The sequence below is a fragment of the Caballeronia sp. INDeC2 genome (genome assembly GCF_023631325.1).
GTDB lineage: Bacteria > Pseudomonadota > Gammaproteobacteria > Burkholderiales > Burkholderiaceae > Caballeronia.
The window spans coordinates 236,900-261,103 of record NZ_JALQDG010000040.1; the positions used below are offsets into that span (position 1 = coordinate 236,900).

General features: G+C 66.5%; 13 protein-coding genes. 11 read left to right on the forward strand and 2 right to left on the reverse strand.

Annotated features, from left to right (window positions below):
- The first annotated feature begins 106 nt into the window (after positions 1-106).
- Genes NCS28_RS25555 through NCS28_RS25565 form a run of 3 tightly spaced genes read left to right on the forward strand, consistent with a single transcriptional unit; the run spans position 107 to position 4,421 of the window.
- Complete coding sequence (locus NCS28_RS25555) at positions 107-796, forward strand: ABC transporter ATP-binding protein (protein ID WP_250516561.1); 690 nt, start codon at positions 107-109, stop codon at positions 794-796.
- Entirely contained in the window at positions 793-3,336 is a 2,544-nt protein-coding gene (locus NCS28_RS25560) for an FtsX-like permease family protein (protein ID WP_250516562.1), read from the forward strand. Before NCS28_RS25555 ends, NCS28_RS25560 begins: the two co-directional genes overlap by 4 nt.
- Positions 3,336-4,421: a lipocalin-like domain-containing protein gene (locus tag NCS28_RS25565; RefSeq protein ID WP_250516563.1), complete on the forward strand. Its 1,086-nt coding sequence runs from the start codon at positions 3,336-3,338 to the stop codon at positions 4,419-4,421. Before NCS28_RS25560 ends, NCS28_RS25565 begins: the two co-directional genes overlap by 1 nt.
- A 4-nt stretch (positions 4,422-4,425) precedes the next feature.
- Here NCS28_RS25565 and NCS28_RS25570 read toward each other — a convergent pair whose 3' ends face one another.
- Positions 4,426-5,589: a GGDEF domain-containing protein gene (locus NCS28_RS25570; protein WP_250516564.1), complete on the reverse strand. Its 1,164-nt coding sequence runs from the start codon at positions 5,587-5,589 to the stop codon at positions 4,426-4,428.
- Between the two features lie 353 nt (positions 5,590-5,942).
- Between NCS28_RS25570 and NCS28_RS25575 the strand changes: the two genes are divergently transcribed.
- The 7 genes from NCS28_RS25575 (at position 5,943) to NCS28_RS25605 (ending at position 12,654) form a co-directional block, all read left to right on the forward strand.
- Positions 5,943-6,572 (forward strand): RNA polymerase factor sigma-70, encoded by a 630-nt coding sequence (locus NCS28_RS25575; protein WP_502801236.1) that lies wholly within the window; start codon positions 5,943-5,945, stop codon positions 6,570-6,572.
- Positions 6,573-6,636: 64 nt separating this feature from the next.
- Positions 6,637-6,894: an MbtH family protein gene (locus NCS28_RS25580; protein WP_250516566.1), complete on the forward strand. Its 258-nt coding sequence runs from the start codon at positions 6,637-6,639 to the stop codon at positions 6,892-6,894.
- A 23-nt stretch (positions 6,895-6,917) separates the two neighbouring features.
- Complete coding sequence (locus tag NCS28_RS25585) at positions 6,918-7,916, forward strand: TauD/TfdA family dioxygenase (RefSeq protein ID WP_250516567.1); 999 nt, start codon at positions 6,918-6,920, stop codon at positions 7,914-7,916.
- The gene (locus tag NCS28_RS25590; protein ID WP_250516568.1) at positions 7,913-8,728 is read left to right on the forward strand and encodes an ABC transporter ATP-binding protein; all 816 of its coding nucleotides are present in this window, start codon (positions 7,913-7,915) and stop codon (positions 8,726-8,728) included. The genes NCS28_RS25585 and NCS28_RS25590 overlap by 4 nt, the downstream gene beginning before the upstream one ends.
- 94 nt (positions 8,729-8,822) lie before the next feature.
- The gene (fhuB, locus tag NCS28_RS25595; protein ID WP_250516569.1) at positions 8,823-10,913 is read left to right on the forward strand and encodes a Fe(3+)-hydroxamate ABC transporter permease FhuB; all 2,091 of its coding nucleotides are present in this window, start codon (positions 8,823-8,825) and stop codon (positions 10,911-10,913) included.
- Positions 10,910-11,677, forward strand: coding sequence for a siderophore-iron reductase FhuF (gene fhuF, locus NCS28_RS25600; protein ID WP_250516570.1), 768 nt, complete (start codon positions 10,910-10,912; stop codon positions 11,675-11,677). The genes fhuB and fhuF overlap by 4 nt, the downstream gene beginning before the upstream one ends.
- Positions 11,608-12,654, forward strand: a complete 1,047-nt coding sequence (locus tag NCS28_RS25605; protein ID WP_502801235.1) for an ABC transporter substrate-binding protein — start codon at positions 11,608-11,610, stop codon at positions 12,652-12,654. The genes fhuF and NCS28_RS25605 overlap by 70 nt, the downstream gene beginning before the upstream one ends.
- Positions 12,655-12,687: 33 nt before the next feature.
- Here the strand turns inward: NCS28_RS25605 and NCS28_RS25610 are convergent, their stop codons facing one another.
- Positions 12,688-14,427, reverse strand: a complete 1,740-nt coding sequence (locus NCS28_RS25610; RefSeq protein ID WP_250516571.1) for a cyclic peptide export ABC transporter — start codon at positions 14,425-14,427, stop codon at positions 12,688-12,690.
- Between the two features lie 205 nt (positions 14,428-14,632).
- On the opposite strand from NCS28_RS25610, the gene NCS28_RS25615 reads away from it, so the two are divergent.
- Positions 14,633-24,193: a non-ribosomal peptide synthetase gene (locus tag NCS28_RS25615; RefSeq protein WP_250516572.1), complete on the forward strand. Its 9,561-nt coding sequence runs from the start codon at positions 14,633-14,635 to the stop codon at positions 24,191-24,193.
- The last annotated feature ends 11 nt before the right edge of the window (positions 24,194-24,204 follow it).

Sequence of the window (24,204 nt, forward strand, 5' to 3'; positions counted from 1 at the left end):
CAGGGATAACCCGATGTGACGTGGCGTTCATTTGGACCGAAAGCGAGATCGTTGGGCACAATGCTTGCGAATTCTCGAACCGCGACATCGCCCCAGCCAATCCGCAATGCGACCCACCGACTCCGACGTTTCTCCGGCCCTCGAATGCCGCCGCCTCACGAAGAACTATCGCGGCGGCCGCGTCGTGCTCGACGCGCTCGACTTCGCGCTCGGCGCGGGCGAGTTCGTCGCGATCATGGGCGATTCGGGCGTCGGCAAATCCACGCTGCTAAATCTGATCGCGGGTCTCGATACCGCCGACAGCGGCGACGTGCTGATCGACGGCACGTCGATCTCGACGCTCTCCGACGACGCCGCCACCCGCCTGCGCCGGCAAAAGCTCGGCTTCGTATTCCAGGCGTTTCATGTCCTGCCGCATTTGACGCTGTATCAGAACGTGGCGGTTCCGCTGCTGTTGAACGGCATGCCGCCCGCGCCGGCGCACGCGATGCTCGCGGCGGTCGGCCTCGACGGACGCGGCGGCGACATGCCGCGTCAGCTTTCCGGCGGCGAACTGCAACGTGTGGCGATTGCGCGGGCGCTGGTGCATCGGCCGCGTCTTTTGCTCGCCGACGAACCCACCGGCAATCTCGATCCGCAGACCGCGCACGAAGTGCTCGCATTGCTGCGCGCCGAAACCCAGGCGACGCGCGCCGCGACGGTGATGGTCACGCATTCGGAAGCGGCCGCTGCGTTTGCCGATCGCATCGTGATTCTGAGTGATGGCGCGCTGCACGCCGCGACGCTCGCGCGATGAGCGATATCGCGGTCAAGCGCCTCCAATTCGACACGCTCACGCGCTGGCTGCTCGGCGCGCAGTGGCGCAGTCAGCGGGGCCGCGCGCTCGTCGCCATGCTGACCATCGCGCTGGGCGTCGGGCTGGGCTATGCCGTGCAACTTATCAACGGCGCGGCGTTCAACGAGTTTTCCGCTGCCGCGCGCAGCCTGTCGGGGCAAGCGGACTTGCAGGTGCGCGGCGCGCAGCCTTTCATCGACGAGAACATTTATCCGCAACTCGCGACGCATGCGGGCGTTGCGGTCGCGAGTCCGGTGCTCGAAGTCGACACCGCCGTGCCCGGCAAAAGCGCGCCGCTCAAGGTGCTCGGCATCGACGTGTTCCGCGCGAAACGCGTCGCGCCGGACCTGACCGGCGTGCCGTCGCCGAACGCATCTCTCGATGTGCTCGCAGGCGACGCGATCTTCCTTTCTTCGGCCGCACAGACATGGCTCGGCGCGCACGATGGCGGACAGGTCCAGTTGCAGAGCGGCACGTCGCCGGTGACGCTGCGTGTCGCGGGCGGCATCGCGCGCGTGCGTGCCGGTCAGCGCATCGCCGTGATGGACATCGCGGCCGTGCAGACGCACTTCGCGCTCGCGGGCAAGCTGTCGCGCATCGATCTGCAACTCGCGCGCGGCGTCGATCGCGATGCGTTCCGGCAGACGCTGCAACGCGAACTCGGCGGGCGGCTCGTCGTGACGGAAACGCAGGACATCGAAAGCCGCACCGACCGGCTGTCGCGCGCGTATCGCATCAACATGAACGTGCTCGCGCTCGTCGCGCTTTTCACCGGCGCGTTTCTCGTGTTCTCGACGCAGGCCGCGGGCGTCGTGCGCCGCCGCGCGCAGTTCGCGATGCTGCGCGTGCTCGGCATGACGCGCGCGACGCTCGTGCGGCAGATCATGCTCGAAGGCGCGCTGCTCGGCGTCGTGGGTGGCGTGCTTGGCATCGCGCTCGGCTTCACGGTCGCGGCGCTCGCGCTGCGCTTTTTCGGCAGCGATCTCGGCGGCGGCTATTTCCCGGGCGTCGAACCGCGCGTGGTGTTCGAGCCGGTCGCGAGCGCGATTTTTCTCGCGCTCGGCATCGGCGTCGCCCTCGCGGGCACGCTCGTTCCCGCGCTCGAAGCGGCGCGCACGCGTCCCGCGCCGGCACTCAAGGCGGGCAGCGAAGAAGCCGCGCTCGCGCCGCTCGGCAGGCCGTGGCCCGCGCTCGCGTGTCTGGCGCTCGGCGCCGCGCTGACGCAGGCGCCGCCCGTCTTCGATACGCCGATCGCCGGATATGCCGCCGTCGCACTGTTGCTCGTCGGCGGCATTGCGCTGATGCCGCGTCTCACGGCGATCGTGTTTCGTCGCGCGATGAAGCCGAAGAGCGCCGTCGCGACGCTCGCGCTCGCGCGTCTCGCAAATGCGCCGGGGCAGGCGTCGATCGCGATGGGCGGCGTGCTGTCGAGCTTCACGCTGATCGTCGCGATGGCGATCATGGTGACGAGCTTTCGCGTGTCGGTGGAAGACTGGCTCGCGCATCTGCTGTCGGCGGATCTTTACGTGCGCATGGCGGCGACTGGCGACACGGGCGGCTTGCAGCCCGATCAGCAGATGCAGCTCGCCGCGGCGAACGGCGTCGCGCATGCGGCGTTCACGCGGGCGTCGAAACTCACGCTCGATGCCGCGAAACCGTCCGTGGCATTGATCGCCCGCGAACTCGACGCCGCCGATCCCGGCGCGACCTTGCAGATGACCGGCGAGGTGCTGCCGCCTGCTTCATGGCGCGCCGATGAAACGCCGGTCTGGGCCTCGGAAGCGATGGCCGATCTGTACGGCTATCGCGTGGGCGAGCGCGTGAGCTTGCCTGTCGGCGGCGCGAACGAGCGCTTCGTCGTCGCGGGAATCTGGCGCGACTACGTGCGGCAGACGGGCGCGCTGCAAATGCGTATCGCCGATTACCGCCGTCTCACCGGCGACACGACCGCGACCGATGTCGCGATCACGTTGCGCGCGGGTTCGAGCGCGGCGCAGGTCATCGACGCGATCAGGAAACTTCCCTTCGGCGATACGCTCGAGTTCTCAGAGCCCGGCGAGATTCGCGGGCGCACGCTGACCATCTTCGATCGCAGTTTCGCCGTGACGTACCTGCTGGAAGCGGTGGCGATCGTGATCGGTCTGTTCGGCGTCGGCGCGACGCTTTCGATGCAGACGCTCGCGCGCTCGCGCGAATTCGGCATGCTGCGGCACGTCGGCGTGACGCGCACGCAGATTCTCGCGTTGCTGGCATCCGAAGCGGGATGGCTCACGCTGCTCGGCATCGCGATGGGCTGCGTGCTCGGCTTCGCGATCAGCCTGATTCTCGTGTTCGTCGTGAATCCGCAGTCGTTTCACTGGAGCATGTCGCTCCATGTTCCGTGGGCGATGATCGCGGTCATCGCGTGCGTGATGCTGGCGTCGTCGTGCGCGACGGCGGTGCTGTCGGGCCGCCGCGCCGTGTCCGTCGATGCGGTGCGCGCGGTGCGGGAGGACTGGTGATGCGCGTCCTGCTTCTCACGTGGCTGTTGTCCTCGCTGGCCGCATTCGCGGGCGAACCGGCGTTCGCGCCCGTCACGCCCGGACACGCGATCGAGTGGCCGAAGGATACCGGCGCGCATCCGCCGTATCGCACGGAATGGTGGTACGCGACCGGCTGGCTGGAGACGCCGGATCATCAGCCTCTCGGTTTTCAGATCACGTTTTTTCGCTCGAACACGGGACAGAAGCCGGGCGCGAGCGCGTTCGATCCGTCCCAACTGATCATCGCGCACGCGGCGCTGTCCGATCCCGCGTATGGACGCCTCGTGCACGATCAGAACGTCGCGCGGCAGGGCTTCGGCCTTGCGTATGCGAAAGAAGGCAACACCGACGTCAAGCTCGACGCGTGGCGCATGACGCGCGAGGCGGATGGCCGTTATTCCGTCATCGCCGATGCCGCCGGTTTCGCGCTCCGTCTCACCTTCACGCCGACGCAGCCGCCGATGATCCAGGGCGAGCAAGGCTATTCGCGCAAGGGGCCGTCGCCGAAACAGGCGAGCTACTACTACAGCGAGCCGCAACTACAGGTCGCGGGTAACGTTACGCGGCCATCGGCATCGGGGAAGGCGAATGCGAGCGTCGCCGTGACGGGCCGCGCGTGGCTCGATCACGAATGGTCGAGCACGCTGTTGTCAGCCGATGCGGCCGGCTGGGACTGGCTAGGCGCCAATCTCGGCGATGGCTCCGCACTGATGGCCTTCAAGGTCCGCGCGCGCGACGGACACGCGGTCTGGGCGCACGCCGCGCTCCGCGATCGCGACGGGCGGATGCAGCGCTTCGGCCCGGGCGATGTCGAGTTCACGCCCGAACGGCAATGGCGCTCGCCGCGCACGAACACGGTTTATCCGGTGGCGATGAACGTGCGGGTCGGCGCGATGCGCTGGCGGCTGAATCCGCTCATCGACGATCAGGAGCTCGACTCGCGCGATTCGACCGGGGCGTTGTATTGGGAAGGCGCGGTGACGCTGACCGGCGACGGCGGGAAGGGCCGCGGGTATCTGGAACTGACCGGATATGCGAAGACGCTGGACGTGGAGAAGCGGTGACGCATCAGGCGACCAGCCCGATCGCTTCGCGCACGCCCGCCGCAACCCAGCGGCTCTTGCCCGCGCGTTTCGCTTCGTAGAGCGCGTTGTCGGCGTCGCGCAGCACGCCGTCGAGCTCGTCGTGATGATGGTCGAACATCGCAATGCCGATGCTCACGCCGATTGCGAGCGTGACGCCGCCATCGGTGAGAAAGGGCTTCGACAGTTCGCGCACGATGACATCGGGCAGCGCGAGCGGATCGGCGTGCGGCGGCGTGACGATCACGAACTCGTCGCCGCCGAGCCGCGCGACCAGCGATCCTTCTCCCGACAGATGCCGCAAGCGCCGCGCGGCGAGCGCGAGCAGCGTGTCGCCGACTTCGTGCCCGTGCGCATCGTTGACGGCCTTGAAGCCGTCGAGATCGAGATAGAGCAGAGCGGTGCCCGCGCTGTCACGCGCACGGCCGGATTGGCGCGAGCGCACCGCCTGAAAGAGCCCCGCGCGATTCAGAAGGCCGGTCAGTTCGTCATGGCGCGCGCGGCGGTCGTTTTCCTGCTCGGCCTTCATCGTCGAGACGAGCATGCCGTTCAGACGCCAGGCCGCGGCGCTCATCGCGAAGAGATAAAACGGAATTTGCAGCAACGTGAGCCAGAGCGTCGGCTCGCCCGCCAGTAACGCGCCGATGCAGCACGGCCCGAGCGACAGAAAGATCATCACCGCGACGAGACGCGGCGCGCCGAAATTGCGGAAGCAGATGCCGCCGACCATCGCGGCCGCGGACAGAAACGAGAGCGTCGCGGCGATCCAGTCGCCCGATAGCACGGAGACGAGGGCGCCGTAGCCGACCGTCGCGCCCCAGAGCGGCGCAAGCAGCACGTAGGTGTCGGTCAGCGTCGATTTGCGCGCGCGTGCGCGACGCCGCGCGATGACGAGCACGCACAGCCGCACGAAGCACACGGCGATTTCGAGCGCGAGCCAGATGTGGAAAGCGTTCGTCGGATGCCGGCGATCCAGCACCCACGCGACGGCGACCGTGTTCAACACGCCGCCCGCGAAAATCGGCAGCGTCCCGAACAGGCTTCCGACGAGGGCGACGCGGATCGCGCGGGGGATATCGGCTCCCGCGTGCAGCAACCACGTCGCCGCGCGTCCGCGAGGCAGGGTGAACACCTCAGTTTGTTGGTCCATGTTGGATTCCGGCGGCGGTCCGGCGATGGCTGAACCCTCGCGGGAAAGCCAGACCACATATCGGATTACGGTCGTTCGCATCGAAACTTTAGGCGCGCTGCCGCTGCTGGAAAGCGGCAATCGGGACTGGAGGCACGATAAAAATTATTCATTCGGCGGGCGATCTTGACATTTTGTCCGCATCGCGGGCTCCCGCATCCGCTCAGGGACTGCGCCGAAATAGGGCGTGAACTTACAACCTGCTGACGCGCAGGGACTACGTTGAGAATGATTCGCGTTTACGCTAACTTTCCGAGTCCTACGGAAGTGGAGCACGATCTATGGCTTACATGCGCGTCCAGCCGGCATCGTCGATGCGTTCTTCGACCTCGCCGCCGCCTTCGAATCTGTCTCTCGATACACATTGGGCCGAGCCGGTGCCTGAGCGGTCATCGGCGGGGCCGAGCCTGCTCGATATCGCCGTCGCCAATCGGCAGATGCTCGTGAACATGGCGCGCGGTGTCGTCGGATGCGCGAGCCGCGCCGAGGACGTGGTGCACGACGTCTTCGTGCATCTCATCGACTTGCCGCAACAGGACGCGGTGCGTCAGCCGATGGGCTACATCGCCCGCATGGTGCGCAATGCGTCGATCGACGCGTGCCGGCGGCAAAGCCTCGAAAACATCTATCGCGCGGACGAGGAGGACGGCCTCGACGTGCCCTCGCAGGAACTCACGCCCGAAGCGCGCGTGCAGGCGCGCGACACGCTGCGCCGTGTCTGCGATGCGCTCGCGCAGTTGCCCGACCGCAGCCGCACCGCGTTCGAAATGGTTCGCTTAGGCGAAGAGACGCTGCAGAGCACGGCGCGCGCGCTGAATGTTTCGCAGACGCTCGTGCATTTCATGGTGCGCGACGCGCAACAGCATTGCGCCGATTGTCTCGAAGCGCGCGATCGCAATGTCGCATGTCCCGCGTTCGTCGGCGGGCGGGCGCGCCGGCGGTAAAAAAGCGCGCGCGTCGAACGTCTAATCGATAAAGGCCCAATCCGCACCGGAGAGACACATCACCATGACGCAACAGCAGAACCAGAACCAGAACCACGCAGCGGACGATCTCGTCTACACGGTCGTCATCAACGACGAAGAGCAGTACTCGATCTGGCCGACTTTCCGCGAAGTGCCCGCGGGCTGGCGCGAAGCCGGCAAGCGCGGCGCGAAGGCCGATTGCCTCGCGTATATCGAGAACACATGGACCGACATGCGTCCCGCGAGCCTGCGCCGTCACATGGACGCATTGAACGCGCAGGCGAAGTCGCGCCTGAACTGATCAGCACGCTGCGAGGATTCAGCATGACCGAACTATCCGTGACCGCGCCCGCATTGGCCGATCTGCGCATCGAGCCGGGCCTGCCGGTCGTCGTATCGCCACGTGCGGGCGCCGGCATGACGCTCGCCGACGCCGCGCCGCTGCTGCATAGCATCGTCGCCGAGTCGCTCGAACGCGCGGGCGGCGTGCGCTTCACCGGCTTTCGCGTCGAGTCGATCGAGGCGTTCCAGCGCTTCGCCGCGTCGTTCGGCGATCCGCTGATCGGCTACGAGTTCGCATCGACGCCGCGCAGCCAGGTCGAAGGCGCGGTGTACACGTCGACGGAATATCCGCCGCATCGCTCGATTCCGCTGCACAACGAGCAGTCGTACACGCGCGAATGGCCGATGCGCATCTGGTTCCACTGCGCGCTCGCCGCACGCTCGGGCGGCGCAACGCCGATCGCGGACAGCCGGGCGGTGTATCGCGCGCTGTCCGCGTCGCTCGTCGAACGCTTTGCAAAGCGCGAACTGCTGTACGTGCGCAACTTCGGGCAAGGGCTCGACTTGCCGTGGCAGAACGCATTCGGCACGGAAGATCCGCGCGAAGTCGAGCGGATTTGCGCCGCGCGCGGCATCTCATGCGCATGGCGCGACAGCGAGGACGGCGAGCGGCTGCTTCGCACGGAGGAGCGCTGTCAGGCGGTCGCGCGCCATCCGCGAACAGGCGACATGGTCTGGTTCAATCAGGCGAATCTCTTCCATCTGTCGACGCTCGACGAAGACATGCAGGAAGCCCTCGTCGATGCCGTCGGCCTGGACAACGTGCCGCGCAACGTCTTCTACGGCGACGGCGCGCCGCTCGAAGCCGACGCGCTCGCCGAGATCCGCGCCGTGCTGGACGACGAGCGCATCACGTTCCCGTGGCTCACGGGCGACGTGCTGATGCTCGACAACATGCTGACCGCGCACGCGCGCGATCCGTTCGAAGGACCGCGCAAGGTCGTCGTCGCGATGGCGCAGAGCTACCGCGAGGCGCGATGACACTTCGTACGGCGCTTCGCGCGCGTTCATTGACGGTCGGCTATCGCGACGACGTTGTGTTGGAGAACCTCGACATCGATATCGCCGCGGGCCGCGTCACCGCGTTGTGCGGGCCGAACGGCTGCGGCAAGAGCACGCTCCTGCGCACGCTCGCCGGATTGCAGCCCGCGCGCGCGGGCGAAATCGAAGTGAACGGCAAACCGATCGCGTCGATGCGCCGCCGCGAACTTGCCCGCACGCTCACGATGCTCGCGCAGTTCAACCAGATTCCGGCGGGACTCACCGTGCGCGAGCTCGTCGCGTATGGACGCTATGCGCACGGCGGCTGGATGCGCGGCCTCACGCGCGCGGATCACGCGGCGATCGATGCGGCGCTCGACGCAAGCGGCCTCGTCGACGACGCCGCGCGCGATGTCGCCGCGCTCTCGGGCGGCGAGCGGCAGCGCGCGTGGATCGGCATGGCGCTCGCGCAGGAAGCGCCCCTCGTCCTGCTCGACGAACCGACGACGTACCTCGACATCCATCACCAACTCGACATCCTGCAGGAATTGCGACGGCTCAATCGCGAGCGCGGACTCACCATCGTGTGGGTGCTGCACGACCTGAACCAAGCGGCGGCGTTCTCCGACGAGATCGTGTTGATGCGCGCGGGACGCATCGTCGCGCAAGGCTCGCCCGAGGCGATGATCGATCCGCGTCACTTGCAGGAGACCTTCGGCGTGCGCATGCTGCGCGTCACGCATCCGCAAACGGGCGCGCCGATGTGCGTGCCCGCTTACGAAAGCGTCGAGCAACGGGATATCGCCGCATGACGACACTCGCTACCCGGCGCCGCTGGCGTCGCAAGGCTTCGTTCTGGCAACGCGTGTCGGTCGTGATCGAGCTGATCGTCGGACGCAAAGCCGCATGACGACGCTCGTTTCCGCCGAGGCATCGCCGCATCGCGTGGCTGCGAGCAATCGCGTCGGCGCGATCGGGGTTGCGTTGATCGCGCTGATTCTCGGTCTCGCCGCGTGGCGTCTCGGCCCGGAGTTCCGCGCATGGCTCGATGCGCCGAAAGGCAGCGATGCCGCTCAACTCGCGCATGTTTTCCTCTTCGATCTGAGCGCGCCACGCGTCGCGGCGGCGCTCGTCGCGGGCGGCTGTCTCGCGGTCGCGGGCGCGCTCTTTCAGGCGTTGACGCGCAATCCGCTCGCCGCGCCCGACCTGCTCGGCATCACCGGCGGCGCGCAACTCGGCCTGCTCGCGGCGATGATTGCGCCGGAGATCGTCGGCGCGGCGTCGGTGCCGTTGCTGTTCGTGTGCGGATTAGCAGCGGCCGGTTGCGTCGCGGCGGCTGCGGGCGGCTGGCGCGCGACGCCGTTGCGGCTCGTGCTCGCGGGCAGCGTGTGCATGCTGCTCTTTTCCGCGATCTCGACGCTCCTGCTCGCCCTGTTCGAGCAGACGGTAGTCGGCGCGTCGTTGTGGGCGAGCGGCAGTTTGTATCAACCGGGCGCGTCGGGCTTGATATCGGCGCTTGCGTGGCTCGTGTTGCCGCTCGCCGCGTTGCCGTTCGTGATCCGTCCGCTCGATCCGCTCGCACTCGGCGACGACGCCGCCAAAGCCGCGGGCGTGTCCGTCGATGCGACGCGTCTCTTCGCGATGACCGTCGCGGTCGGCTTCGCGAGCGTCGCGGTGGCGATCGCGGGGCCGCTGTCGTATGTCGGACTGATCGCGCCGAATCTGCTGCGCATGATGCGCGGCGCGAAGTCGTCGAAGCTGTCGGCGTTGGTGCCGCTATCGGCGCTCGCGGGCGGCGCGCTCGTGCTCGCCACCGACAGCGCCGTGCTCGCGCTCGATCTCGATTCGACCTTGTCGACGGGCGTCGCGATCGCGTTCGTCGGCACACCGCTGATGCTCGCGATGATCCGCAGCGGCGCGGCGTGGTCCGGCGCGCTGCATGCGGGCCAGGCGAGCGAAGCGGCGAAGCGCGGCCTGCGCATGGTGCGGATGTTGTCCGCGCTGCCGTGGCCCGCGCTTGCGGCGTTGCTTGTCGTCATCGGATGCGCGGTGCTCGTGACCGGCGCATCCATCGGTCCGACGATGCTCGGCCCCGTGCGCTGGCTCGATGCGCTCGCACATCGCGACGACATCGCCCGCATGCTGCTCGAACTGCGCGTGCCGCGCTTGCTGTGCGCGCTCTTCGCGGGCGCGTTGCTCGCGGCAAGCGGCGTGCTGATGCAGAGCATCGTGCGCAATCCGCTCGCCGGTCCCGAAGTGCTCGGCGTGACGCAAGGCGCGGGACTCGCGACGCTCGCCGCGCTGATGATCTGGCCGCTCGCCGGTCATCTCTTTCTCGCCGCGGCCGCGCTCGCCGGCGGCGGTGCGACGCTCGTTCTCACGCTGCTCTTCAATCGACGGCATCGATACGCGCCGCTCGCGGTGGCGCTGACGGGCATCGTCATCGGTACGCTGTGCACGACGCTCGCGCAATGGCTCATCACGCAGCAGAGCGTGCAGCCGGCGCGCTTCGTCGTGTGGCTGGTCGGCGGCACGTATGGGCGAAGCTGGGGCGAAGTCGCGACGATCCTGCCGTGGTGCTTGCTCGCGCTGCCGGTGCTCGCGCTGATCGCGCGCCCGCTCGATCTGCTCGCGCTCGGCGACGATCAGGCGTCCGCGCTCGGGCTGCCTATCGCGTTGCTGCGTCCGCTCGTGCTGACCGTGGCGACGTTCGCGGCGTGCGCGGCGGTCGCGGCGGTGGGACCGGTCGGATTCATCGGTCTGATGGCGCCGCATCTCGCGACGATGCTCGGCGCGCGTTCGCACGGCACGCGGCTCTGGCTTGCGGCGTTGCTGGGCGCGCTGGTGCTGGCCGCCGCCGATCTCGCCGCGCGCACGCTGCTCGCGCCGCGCGAGATTCCGGCGGGGGTGCTGACCGCGCTGATCGGCGCGCCGTACATGCTGGCGCTGCTCGTGATGGAGACGCGCCGTGACAAAGGACGAGGCCGCGCGCGATGAAGCCTGAAGCGCGCAGCTTCGCCGCGTTTGCGCCGCCCGAGCTTGCGCCGTATCTGCAAAACGTGTGGCTCGGCATGCCGGACGAATCATTCGGCGATAACGCCGTGCGCATTCCGCTGACTTCGCTCGCCGATCATCGCGGTTCATTGCTCGCCGCGATGACCGCGCTCTACGGCGGCGATGCGCGGCTGCACGCACGCGCGTTGCTGTCGCAGTGGAGCAAATACTACTTTGGTCTTGCCGCGCCCGCGGGCGTGGCGGCGGCGCGGCTGCTCGGCCGTCCGCTCGACATGTCGCCGGAACGCACGCATCTCGTGCTGAAGGACGGCATGCCCGCCGCGCTTCATTTCGATGCCGATGCATTGCACACGCCCGACGCCGATCCCGCGCGGCGCTATGCAAGTCTCGTCGCGCATCTCGATAGCGTGATCGGCATGATCGCGGGCATGACCAAGATCGCGCCGCGCGTGCTGTGGAGCAACGCGGGCAATCTGCTGGATTATCTGCTCGCGAATTGCCCGTCGATTCTGAATGATTCGGACATCGACGCGACCTGGCTCTTTCGCCCCGCCGATGACAACCCGCTGCGCACGCCGATTCGTGATACGACGCCGCGTTCACCGCTGCTGCCCAAACCGTTCCGCGCGCGCCGCGTGTGCTGCGTGCGCTATGAGATTCCTGGAGAGACGCAACTGTGCGCAAGCTGCCCGCTGCTTTTGACGATGCACGACGACGAACTCGCGTTGCAGGACGCCGTCCGCTGAAGCGCGCGGTGTCGCTTGCGGCGTGTGTGTGCATCGCGCTGGCGGGCCGACATGCATTCGCCGATGAAAGCGAAGCATGCGCGCCGCTCGCCGGCAATCCGACCGTTTCGCAGTTCAGCACGACGATGCCCGCGCATCCCAAGCGCATCGTCGTGCTCGAATTCATGTTCGCGGAAGACGTGGCGGCGCTCGACATGACGCCTGTCGGCGTGGTCGATCCCGAGTATTACGACAGCTGGATCGGCTACGACCGCGCGCGCTTCAAGGGCGTGCCGACGGTCGGCACGCGTCAGGAGCCGAGCCTCGAAGCGATCGCATCGACGCGGCCGGATCTGATCATCGGCGTGGGATATCGCCATGCGCCGATTTTCGCGGCGCTCGATCGCATTGCGCCGACGGTGCTTTTCCAGTTCAGTCCCGACGTACAGAACGGCAAGGGCAACGGCGCGCGCACGCAGCTCGAATGGACACGCAGCATCTTTCACACGATCGCGTGCATGACGGGACGTGAGCAGCAAGCGCGCGACGCCGATGTGAAACTCGATGCGGGACTTGCGCGCGATGCGGCGCGTCTGAAAGAAGCGGGATTGTCGGGCACGCGCTTCGCGCTGTTGCAGGAACTCGGCTTGCCCGACCGGTATTGGGCTTATACGGGCAACAGCACGGCGGCGGGCGTGGCGCGCGCGCTCGGCGTTCGTCTGTGGCCGGAAAAGCCGACGCGCGAGGGCACGGTGTATGTGACGTCGGCGGACTTTCTGAAGCAGCCGGACGTGGCCGTGCTGTTCGTGACGACATCGGGTGCTGATGTGGCCATCGATACGAAACTCGATTCGCCCGTATGGCGCTTCGTGCCCGCGAAGAAGAAAGGGCGCGTGACGCTCGTCGAGCCGAATATATGGGGATTCGGCGGGCCGATGTCCGCGTTGAGGCTCGGGGATGTGATTACCGAGAAGTTGCTGGCGTTGCCCAAGCAATGACGAAAAAACGGGGCTTCGCGCCCCGTTCCTCATTCAACCCATCGTCCCATTACCCGGCAAATCCACCACCGCCGACCTCACCCCGCTGCGCGTCTCGTTCACCACCATCCCGTTCTCCAGCTTCAGCACCCGATCCGCAATCGAGAAATACCGGTCGTCATGCGTCACGACGATCACCGTCTTCCCACGCGCGCGCAACTCGGGCAACAACTGCTCGTAGAACACCGCCTTGAACGCCGGGTCCTGATCGGCGGCCCATTCATCGAAAAGATAGAGCGGCCGGTCTTCCAGATAAGCGACCACCAGCGCGAGCCGCTTGCGCTGCCCGGTCGAAAGCGAACGCGTGGAGAACGCGCCATCGATCACCTTCACCTTGTGATCCAGCGCGAGCCGTGCGACGAGCGCATTCGCGCGCGCATCGGCGGCGGCGCGCGATGCATCGTTGGGATCGACGATGCCGAGCAGCGCATCGAAAAGATGGAAGTCGTTGAACACGGCCGTGAAGCGCTCGCGATACGCCGCGCGCGTATCGGCATTGACTGCCTTGCCATCGACCTCGATCACGCCCGACTCGGGCTCATAGAGACCAGTCAGCACCTTCGCAAGCGTCGTCTTGCCGCTGCCATTGCCGCCGACGATGAACACGAGCTCGCCCGGCCTGAACGTCAGATCCACGGGACCGATCCTGAACATGCGCTCGTCGCGCTCATGAAAATACGAGTGCGTGACGCCGCGCATCGTGAGCGTTTCGAAGCTCGCATCGTGTGTCGGCGAAACCGGCGCTGCATGCACGCGCAGACTGCCGAACTCCGCCATCACCTTCTCGATGCGCGCAAGCGACACACGCGCCGCGTTGAGCGTGGGAATGTTGTTGAGCAAGCCATCGAGCGGCACGAGCATGAAGAGAAACACGACGACATAGCCCGCGGTCGCGCCTGCATCCGCACGCACGCCGAGCGTGGGCCAGAACGCGGCCGCGCCGAGAAAGCCGTAGAACAGAAAAATGATCCAGCCCACGCCGACCGCATACGCGCTGAACGCGCGGCGGCGATGATCGCGCACTTCGCCAATGGCCGCGCCCAGTTGCCCCTCGACGAACTGTTGCGAGCGCGTGCGATGCAGCTTCAGTTCCTTCGCTCCCGCGAACAACGCGCCGAGATAGCCGAAGAGCTTGTCCTGCGATTGCCCCGCGGCTTCGAGCGATGCGATCGCGCGCTTGTCGCCGAGGTGATAACCGAGCGAGCCCGTGACGATGGCCGCGAGCGCGAGCAGGCACACCGGCCACGACAGCCACGCGAGATAGCCGAGGCAGCCAAACACGATCGATCCATGCATGACGATGTTCGGCAACGCGAAGAAGAGCATCGACACGTTGGTGGCGTCGTCGGTCAAGACGGATTGGACGGGCGCCGCGCCGATGCGCTCGACATCGCGCAACTCCGCCGCCGCCACGCGCCGCGCGACGTGTTCGCGCAACTGCGCCATCGTGTCCTGCGAGAGCCGCGCGAACAGCACGCCCGATATCACGCGCGTGAAGAGCGCGATCACCGCGCACAACGCAAAGCGCCATGCGAGCGCGCCATCGGCTGAAGAGGGCGTCGACAGCGCGCGATTGAGCGTCGCGACGAGCATCACGCTCGCGATGCCGTTCATCACACAGGCGACGAGCGCGGTCGCGAACGCGCCGCGCGAGCGTCTGAGCAGCGCAAGGATCAGGCGTGCCGCGGGCTTGTGCGTGGCGGAGGAATCTAAAGGCTCGTTGATAGCAGTCATTGGCAGGGCATCGCTTAAGTCGGAATGGCGGTGCTGAACGCACCTCTACATAGAGACGTTTCAGCACGGCGAATCTTTAGCGCATGAAAAGCGGTAAAAATTTTTTCGCGCGATTCGTCATCCCGAGTGAAGCCGCACTTTCAGCGGCCCACTGTTCACGCCGCAGCTTTTTCCGATGCGGTCAGAACCGAAGGAATTCATGCCGATGACGAGTTTCCCGACCGCGCTGCATCTTCGTATCCAGCACCTTGCGCGCCTTCGACCCGATGCGCCCGCGCTCGCATTCAACGCTCACGACGACGCGCGTCTGTCGCGCGGCCAACTCGACGCCCGCGCGTCCCGGCTCGCGGCGCGACTGCGCGCGGCGGGCGTCGGCGCGGAAGTGCGCGTCGGCGTGTGCGTCGAGCGCTCATGCGAATTGTTCGTCGCGCTGCTTGCCGTGCTGAAGGCGGGCGGCGTGTTCGTGCCGCTCGATCCGCATCATCCCGCCGCGCGCCTCGACTGGATCGCGAACGATGCGAGCCTCGCGCACGGTATCGTCGATGCCACCGCCGGCGATGCGATGCGCGCACGCTTCGCGCAATGTTTCGATGTCCATCACGATCCCGCCGATGCGCCCGCGCTCGACGACGACGCGCCCGTGCATCCGCGCGCCGCCGCGTACATGATCTACACGTCGGGCTCGACGGGCACACCGAAAGCCGTCGTCGTCGAGCATGGTCCGCTCGCCGCGCATTGCGACGCGCTCGCGGCAGCGCTTTGCATCGGCGAGGGCGATAGCTTGCTGCATTTCGCATCGGTCAATTTCGATGCCGCGCACGAATGCTGGCTCGCGCCGCTCGCGGCCGGCGCGCGCGTCGTCATCACGGCGCCGCCGCCGTTCGCGCCCGAAGCCGCGCATGCGTTGATCGAACGCGAAGGCGTGAACGTCGCGGCGTTTCCGCCCGCGTATCTGCGCGAATTCGCGGCGCTTGCCGAACGCAAGGGCGTGCCCGCCACGTTGCGCGTGCTCGCATTCGGCGGCGAGGCGCTGTCGCGCGAAGCGTTCGCTCGCGTGCGGCGCGTGTTCGCGGCGCAACGTCTCATCAACGGTTACGGGCCGACCGAAGCCGTCATCTCGCCGATGCTGTGGCCCGTCGAGCCGCACGTCACGCCCGATCTGAGCGATGCCGACGCATACGCGTCGCTGCCCATCGGGCGCGTGATCGGTCCGCGTGTTGCGCGCATCGATGAAGGCGAGTTGCTGCTCGGCGGCGTGTGCATCGCGCGCGGTTATCACGGACGCGCGGCGCTGACCGCCGAGCGTTTCGTGCCGGACGCTTCGGGCGAACCAGGCGCGCGCATCTATCGCACGGGCGATCTCGCGCGTGAACGTGCCGATGACGCTTATGACTATCTCGGACGCATCGACGATCAGGTGCAGATTCGCGGCGTGCGTGTCGAGCCTGCCGAAATTGCTGCGTGTTTGCGCGCGCATCCATCGATTCGCGATGCCGCCGTGCTCGCCGAATCGGCGAATGGCCGCTCGCAACTAACCGCCTGTCTCGTCGTCGATCATGAAGCTGCGAGCGACGGCGCATTGCAGACGTATCTCGCGGAACACTTGCCCGCAGCGTGGCAGCCGCATCGCTATGTGCGGCTCGCACGTCTGCCTTATACGTTGAACGGCAAGCTCGATCGCGATGCGTTGAAGGCCCAGGTTGCGTCGGCGTCGGCCGTGCGCGATGCGGACTACATCGAACCCGCGACCGATACCGAGCAACGTCTCGCGCAGACCTGGCAACGCATTCTCGACGATGCCGCGCCCATTGGCCGTGCCGATCGCTTCTTCGAGCGTGGCGGCGATTCGCTCGCGGCGATGCAGTTGCAAGCGGCGATTCGCATCGACTGGCGCGTGAACCTGCGTCTCGATGCGATCTTCGACGATCCATCGCTGGAAGCACTCGCCGCGTTGATCGATGCAAGCGATGTGGAGACGAGCGATACGGTGATCGTCAGACGCGCAACGCCGGTGCATGAGCGCCATATCGATCGACCGGCGTCGTTCGCACAGCAACGCTTCTGGGTGCTGGCGCAGACGCGCGGCGCGGGCTCGGCGTATCACATCGCCGGTCATTGGGATATCAACGGCACGCTCGATGCTCACGCGTTGCAGCGCGCGCTCGATCATGTGATCGAGCGTCACGAGGCGTGGCGCACGACGCTCGTCGAGAACGAAGACGGCATCGTCATGCAGCGCATTCACGCTTCGTTGCCGGTGACGATCGCGCGCGTGAGCGTCGATGCAGCCGATGATATGGAAGCGCTTGCGCAACGTCACGCGAGCGACGCGTTCGATCTGTCGAAGGGTCCGCTGTTGCGCGCGACGCTCGTATCGTCAGGCGATGAATCACATCGACTGATGCTGGCCGCGCATCACGCGATCACCGATGGCTACAGCTCGCGCATCGTCTTCGAAGAGCTCGCGCACGCATATGGCGCTTACGTGCGGGGTAACGCGCCGTCGCTGCCCGCACTGCCGATTCAGTACGCGGACTACGCGCAATGGCAGCGCGATCTGGTCGATAGCGCGCAAGGCGAGCGTCAACTGCGCTTCTGGCGCAAGGCGCTCGAAGCGGCGCCCGAGGCGCTGGCGCTTCCTTATGACCGCGCGCGTCCCGCTGAACGCGATCATCGCGGTGGACGTGCGTCGTTGCGTTTGTCCATCGCGACATCGAACGCGTTGCGTGAACTCGCGCGCGACAAGCATGCGTCGCCGTTCGTCGTGTTGTTGTCCGCGTTCGATGCGTGGCTTAATCGGCTGACCGGCGCAAACGATTTCGTCGTCGCGACGCCGGTCGCGCATCGTCAGCGGCCCGAGACTGCATCGCTCATCGGGCTGTGCCTGAATACGCTGGCGTTGCGTGCGCGCGTCGATTGCCATCGAACGTTTTCTGATTTGATCTGCGATGTACGCACGCATGCGCTCGATGCATTCGCGCATCAGGACGTGCCCTTCGATCGCGTGCTCGATGCAGTGAAGCCGCCCGTCGCGCGTGGTGACGAATGGCTGCGCGTGAAGTTCGCCCAGCAATTCGATGCACAGTTGATGGCTGCCTTGCCGAACGCATCGGCGATCGCGACGCCCGGCCCCGATCTCGCGGCGCGCTTCGATTTCGCGCTCGATTTCACCGACGATGCACACGGTATCGAACTCGTCGCGGCCCACGCGCGCGATTGCATCGATGACGCCACCGCGCACGCATGGCTCGCGAGCTTCGCGTCCCTCGTCGATGATGCGGTGCGCGATCCTTCCCGTTCGATCGCATCGCTCGATTGCACGACGCAACGCGATATGCAACGCGGCCGCGCGCTGACCTTCGCCGCCGAAGATATCCTCGAGCTGATCGCGCAACAAGCGAGCGCGACGCCGCATCGCATCGCGCTCGCCGACGCGCACACGCAAATCAGCTACGCCGAACTCGACGACGCATCGAACCGCATCGCGCTCGCGCTGCGTCACCGAGGCGCGCAAGCCGAGCATGCGGTGGCGGTGTGCATCGAACGTTCGGTGCGCTTCGTCGTCGCGTTGATCGGGGCGATGAAGTCGGGCGCATACGCGGTGCCGCTCGATCCGGCGATGCCGCAAAAACGTCTCGATGCCGCGATAGCATCATGCGGCGCGCGTCTCGCGCTCGTGGCGATGAAGGACGACAACGCGCCGCGCACACTCGGCCATGCGCAATTGCTCGATGTCGATGCGCTCGCGCACGATGCATCGCTCGCGAATGCCGCCATGCAGCGCGTGCAGCCCGCGCCGCAGCAAACCGCATACGTCATCTTCACGTCGGGTTCGACAGGCATGCCGAAGGGCGTCGCGGTCTCGCATCGCGCGCTCGCCGATTACGTGCAAGGCATGCTCGACGAGTTCGCGTTTGCACCGGGCGCATCGATGGCGATGGTCTCTACCGTCGCCGCCGATCTCGGTCACACGACGCTCTTCGGCGCGCTGTGCTCGGGACGCACGCTGCATTTGTTGCCCGCTCGATGCGCATTCGATCCGGACCGCTTCGCCGCCGAGATGCGCGCGCGCGAAGTGGGCGTGCTGAAGATCGTGCCGAGTCATCTGCACGCGCTGCTCGAAGCGCAGCATCCCGCCGACGTATTGCCTTCGCATGCGCTCGTGACCGGCGGCGAGTCCTTGCCGTGGTCGCTCGTCGAACGTGTGAGGACGTTGAAGCCATCGTGTCGCGTGATCAATCACTATGGTCCGACCGAAGCGACGGTCGGCGCGATCGCGTGCGAGGCATCCGCATTCGCCGACCGTGAACGCAACGCGCAAGGCGCGCCGCTCGGCCGTCCGTTGCCGAACGCCTGCGCCTATGTGTTCGATGCATCCGGCGCATGCGTGCCGCCGGGCGGCATCGGCGAGTTGTATCTCGGCGGACCCGGCGTCGCGCGCGGTTATCTCGGACGTGCGGCGGCCACTGCGGAGCGCTTCGTGCCGCATCCCTTCGCGCACGGCGAGCTGCTTTATCGCACGGGCGATCGTGTGCGTCTGCTCGCCGATGGACGCATCGCGTTCCTCGGTCGTCTCGACGATCAGGTCAAGATTCGCGGCTATCGCGTCGAGCCTGGCGAAGTGAGTTCGGCGCTGCGTGCAATGGAAGGCGTCGCGCAGGCCGAGACCTTGCCGATCGATCGCGATGGCCGTTTGCAACTCGCATCGTTCGTGAGCGGCTCCGCGCTTGACGAAACCACGCTGCGCGACGCGCTCGCCGAACGCTTGCCCGACTACATGGTGCCTGCGACGATCGCCGTGCTCGAGGCGCTGCCGGTGACGGCCAACGGCAAGATCGATCGCGCCGCGCTGCGCGATATCGCGATGAAGCCGGCCGAATCCGCGGCATCGAGCGATGCCCCGCAAGGCGAAGTCGAAGAAGCGATTGCATCGGTCTGGAGGGACGTGCTGAAAGCGAAGCGTATCGGCCGCGACGATAACTTCTTCGAGCTCGGCGGCGATTCTATTCTCGTGCTGCAGATCATCGCGCGTCTGCGCAAGCGCGGCCTGCGCGCGACGCCCAAGCAGATCTTCGACAATGCGACGGTCGCGCAACTCGCGCGCGTCGCGAAGACGATCGAGACGGCCGAAGCGAAAGCACCCGTTGTCGCAACGAAGCATGCAGGCGAAACCGCGACGCTGACCCCCGCGCAATTGCGTTTCTTCGCGCTCGATATTCCGCAGCGCGGTCACTGGAATCAGTCGATCGAATGCGACGCGCATGCATCGTTCGATCTCGATGCCTTCGCGCGCGCCTTCGATGCGCTGCTTACGCATCACGAGATCTTCCGGCAACGCTTCGAGCGTGACGGCGCGACGAACGCATGGCGCATCGTGCAGGCCGGGAAGGCATTCGACACGCTGCCGCTCGCCGCCGTCGCCGCGCATGACGAAGCCGACGCGCTCGCGCAATTCGATGCGATCCAGCGCACACTCGACATTTCACGCGGCCCGCTCGCGTGCGCGCTCGCCGCTTCGCTGCCCGACGGGCGCACGAAGCTCTACCTCGCGATACATCATCTGATCGTCGATGGCGTGTCGTGGCGCATCCTGCTCGACGATCTTCTCGATGCGTATCGCGCCGCGCAAACGCGTGGTATCGCGAGCCTCACGCGCACCGGTGCAACGGCCTCGCAATGGGCTGCGCGGCTTGCGAAGGCGGCGCGCGATCCGCAATCGCCATCGCCCTTCGCCGGCGAAGCGAAGTACTGGACCACGATGCTCGCATCCGGCGATGACCTGGCGCTCGATCATCCGCAAGCGAAGGCGACGAACGCCGATGCCGCCGTCATCGAACAGACGCTCGATGTCGCGCTCACACGCGCCGTGCTCGCCGATGCGAACGCCGCGTATCGCACGCAGACGATCGAGCTGCTGATCGCCGCGCTCGCGCATGCGATCGGCAAGACATGCCGTATCGAGCTGGAAGGACATGGCCGTGAAGCGCTCTTCGATGATATCGACGCGAGCCGCACGCTCGGCTGGCTGACGAGTCACTATCCGCTAACGGTGCCGGTGGAAGCATTGCCCGTCGCGACGCTCGCCGGTGCAAAGGACACGCTGCGCGCGGTGCCGCATAAAGGCCTCGGCTTCGGCGTGCTGCGCCATTACGGCGACGACGCGACCCGCGCATCGCTCGACGCATTGCCGCGTCCGCGTGTGACCTTCAACTATCTCGGTCAGTTCGATACACAGAACGCGCACGATGCCGCTTTCACGCCGCGCTTCGGCGGCGCGGGCTGCGAGCGCGATCCATCAGGCCCGCTCGGTAATTCGCTCGCGATTCACGCTTACGTGGACGATAGCAACGAACGCACGCTCAAACTGCATTGGGTCTATGGTTCGACGCAACTCGAACGCGCGACGGTCGAAGCCCTCACGCAGCGCTTCGAAAGTGCGCTGGCCGATATCGCGAGCGCGTGCGCCGAACGCATCGCGATCAAAGGCGCAGGCGCGACGCCTGGCGATTTTCCGCTCGCACGCGATGGCGGTCTGACGCAAGCGGCGCTCCAGCGTCTGCCGTTCGATTTGCGCGGCATCGCCGATATCTATCCGCTGTCGCCGATGCAGCAGGGCATCCTGTTCCATTCGCTGTTCGCGCCGGAGCAATCGACGTATGTGAACCAACTAGCGGCGACGCTGATCGCGCCCGACGTCGATCGCTTGCGCGCGGCATTCGAGGCGGCCGTGCCGCGCCACGACATTCTGCGTACCGGCTTCACGCCCGACGAGGCCGCACCGATGCAGATCGTGCATCGCCAGGCACGCATGCCCTTCGATGTGCTCGACTGGCGCGATCGAAACGATGCGCTGGCTGCGTTCGAAACGTGGCTCGCCGAAGACCGCGCGCGCGGCTTCGAGCTTACGGCGCCGCCTTTAATGCGCGTCACGCTGATTCGCCTCACGAATGAGGATTGGCGCATCGTGTGGACGCGTCATCATCTGCTGCTCGATGGATGGAGCACCGCGCGCATGTTCGCGGACGTGTTGGGCGATTACATCGAGCCGCCTCGTGCGCAGCCTTTCGCCGCGCACTCGATGAAGACGCGCTATCGCGACTTCATTGCGTGGCTCGGCGCACGCGATGTGCAGGCAGACGAAGCGTTCTGGCGCGAACGTCTCTCGCGTCTCGATGAACCGACGCGCATCGCGCAGCGCGAAGCGAGCGATCGACCTTCGCTCGACGATCACCGCATGTGGCGCGCGACGCTCGATGCCGCAACGACCGCGCGTCTCACCGACACCGCGCGCCGCTTGCATGTCACGCTCAACACGCTCGTGCAAGGCGCGTGGGCAGTGGCCTTGCAGCGCACGACGCATTGGACGAGCGTGGCGTTCGGCGCAACGGTGGCGGGCCGCCCAGACGCGCTCGCCGATATCGACGACGTGCTGGGCCTCTTCATCAACACGCTGCCGGTGATCACCGCGCCGCTGCCGCAACGTGCCGCGTCCGCGTGGCTGCGCGAACTGCAAGCGGACAACGCCGCAGCCAACGAACACGCGCATACGCCGCTCGCGGAGATCCAGCGCTGGGCGGGCCAGGGCGGCGGTGCGCTGTTCGACACGCTCGTCGTGTTCGAAAACTATCCCGTCGACGATGCCTGGGCCGGCCGCGACGAACGCGCGTTGAAGATTCGCAATCTGCGCAATATCGAAGCGACCGACTTCGCCTTGACGCTCGTGGTGGAAGCGGGCGAATCCATCGTCATCGATTACGGATATGACGCGGCACGTCTCGATGAATCGCGCGTGGCGGCGCTGCATCGCGCGCTGTCCGCGTGTCTCGATGCATTCGCCGCGAACGCCGATGCGCCGCTCGGTGCGATCTCCATTGCCGAAGACGCCGCCCGTTTCAACGCGACCGCGCGCGAGTGGAGCGAGGCCGAACGCGCGCCGCTGCATCGTCAATTCGAACGCATGGCGAAGGCCGCGCCCGATGCCATCGCGCTTGAGATGAGCGTTGGCGATAGCGCGTCGAAACGCATGACGTATGCCGAGTTGAACGAACACGCGGAGCGCGTCGCGGCTGCGCTCGTGAGCGTGGGCATCGAACCGGATTCGGCAGTGGCGTTGTGCGTCGAGCGTTCGTTCGAGATGGTTGTCGCGCTGCTCGGCGTGTTGAAGGCAGGCGCGGCGTATCTGCCCATCGATCCGGATTATCCGGCCGAACGCATCGCATATCTGCTCGACGATGCGAAGCCCGCCGTCGTGCTGACGCAAGCGCATCTGCGTGAACGTGTGCAAGCCGTTGCTTCGGATGCGCGCGTCTTCGATACCGCCGCACTCATGCAGAACGACGCGACGCTCGCAACGCCCGTCGAAGTCGCCGATGCGCAGCTCGCGTATCTCATCTACACATCCGGCTCGACCGGCAAGCCCAAAGGCGCGGGCAACACGCACGGCGCGCTGGCGAACCGCATCGCGTGGATGCAGAACGCTTATCGCCTCACGCGCGACGATGTCGTTTTGCACAAGACGCCGTTCGGCTTCGACGTGTCCGTGTGGGAATTCGTGTGGCCGCTCGCGACGGGCGCGAAGCTCGCCATTGCTGCGCCCGGCGATCATCGCGATCCGGCGCGGCTCGTCGCGGCGATCGAAACGCATTGCGTAAGCACGCTGCACTTCGTGCCGTCGATGCTCGCGGCTTTCGTCGCGCATATCGACGAGTTCGGCGATGCGCATCGCTGCGCGAGCATCGAGCGAATCGTCGCGAGTGGCGAAGCGCTCGCGCCGGAACTCGTCGCGCGTGTTGCAAGGCTCTTGCCGGACGCGCGGCTCTACAACCTCTATGGCCCGACCGAGGCCGCGATCGATGTATCGCACTGGACGTGTAGTGCGCGCGATATCGAAGAATCGTCGGTGCCGATCGGTCATCCGATCGCGAATCTGCAACTGCATGTGCTCGACGCGGCGCTGCATCCGGTTCCCGCTGGCGGCATCGGCGAGCTGTATCTCGGCGGCGCGGGCCTCGCGCGCGGATATCTCGGGCGCGCGTCGCTGACCGCCGAACGCTTCGTGCCCGATCCGTTTGTCGCGGGCGCGCGTCTTTATCGCACGGGCGATCTCGCGCGTCGCCGCGACGATGGTGCGCTCGACTACCTCGGCCGCATCGATACGCAAGTGAAGCTGCGCGGACAACGCATCGAGCCGGGCGAGATCGAAGCGCTGCTGCGCGCGGAGCCGAACGTGCGCGACGCGGTGGTCATCGTGCGCGACGAGCAGTTGATCGGTTACATCGCCTGCGCCGCGCCCGATGCATTCGATGAAACCGCCGTGTTGAATTCGTTGCGTTCGCAACTACCCGCCTACATGGTGCCCGCGCACGTGATCGCGCTCGACGTGTTGCCTGTCACGCCGAACGGCAAGTGCGACCGCAACGCGCTGCCCGCGCCGACGCGCACGCAGCGAAACGCGGAAGCGCCGCAGACGCAGACAGAACGTGAACTCGCCGCGATCTGGCAACGCGTGCTGAATCTCGAAGCCATCGGCCGCGACGACGACTTCTTCGCGCTGGGCGGCCATTCGCTGCTCGCGACGCAAGCCAACGCGCAGGCCAACCTGCACTGGTCGCTCACGCTCCCGCTGCGCACGCTCTTCGATGAACGCACGCTTGGGCGCTGCGCCGCCGCCATCGATGCCGCGCTCGCGCAACGCGATGCAGCGGGCGGCGCGCACGATGCAGCGAGCGCCATCGACGCACTGCTCGATGAACTGGAGACGCAATGAGAATCACAAGA

Bases quoted from the DNA above. Each gene is read 5' to 3' on its own strand.
- NCS28_RS25615 (WP_250516572.1), top strand. From the start codon at position 14,633: ATGACGAGTTTCCCGACCGCGCTGCATCTTCGTATCCAGCACCTTGCG.
- NCS28_RS25585 (WP_250516567.1), top strand. From the start codon at position 6,918: ATGACCGAACTATCCGTGACCGCGCCCGCATTGGCCGATCTGCGCATC.
- fhuF (WP_250516570.1), top strand. From the start codon at position 10,910: ATGAAGCCTGAAGCGCGCAGCTTCGCCGCGTTTGCGCCGCCCGAGCTT.
- NCS28_RS25565 (WP_250516563.1), top strand. From the start codon at position 3,336: ATGCGCGTCCTGCTTCTCACGTGGCTGTTGTCCTCGCTGGCCGCATTC.
- NCS28_RS25575 (WP_502801236.1), top strand. From the start codon at position 5,943: ATGCGTTCTTCGACCTCGCCGCCGCCTTCGAATCTGTCTCTCGATACA.
- NCS28_RS25580 (WP_250516566.1), top strand. From the start codon at position 6,637: ATGACGCAACAGCAGAACCAGAACCAGAACCACGCAGCGGACGATCTC.
- NCS28_RS25555 (WP_250516561.1), top strand. From the start codon at position 107: ATGCGACCCACCGACTCCGACGTTTCTCCGGCCCTCGAATGCCGCCGC.
- NCS28_RS25590 (WP_250516568.1), top strand. From the start codon at position 7,913: ATGACACTTCGTACGGCGCTTCGCGCGCGTTCATTGACGGTCGGCTAT.
- NCS28_RS25570 (WP_250516564.1), bottom strand. From the start codon at position 5,589: ATGGACCAACAAACTGAGGTGTTCACCCTGCCTCGCGGACGCGCGGCG.
- NCS28_RS25560 (WP_250516562.1), top strand. From the start codon at position 793: ATGAGCGATATCGCGGTCAAGCGCCTCCAATTCGACACGCTCACGCGC.
- fhuB (WP_250516569.1), top strand. From the start codon at position 8,823: ATGACGACGCTCGTTTCCGCCGAGGCATCGCCGCATCGCGTGGCTGCG.
- NCS28_RS25610 (WP_250516571.1), bottom strand. From the start codon at position 14,427: ATGACTGCTATCAACGAGCCTTTAGATTCCTCCGCCACGCACAAGCCC.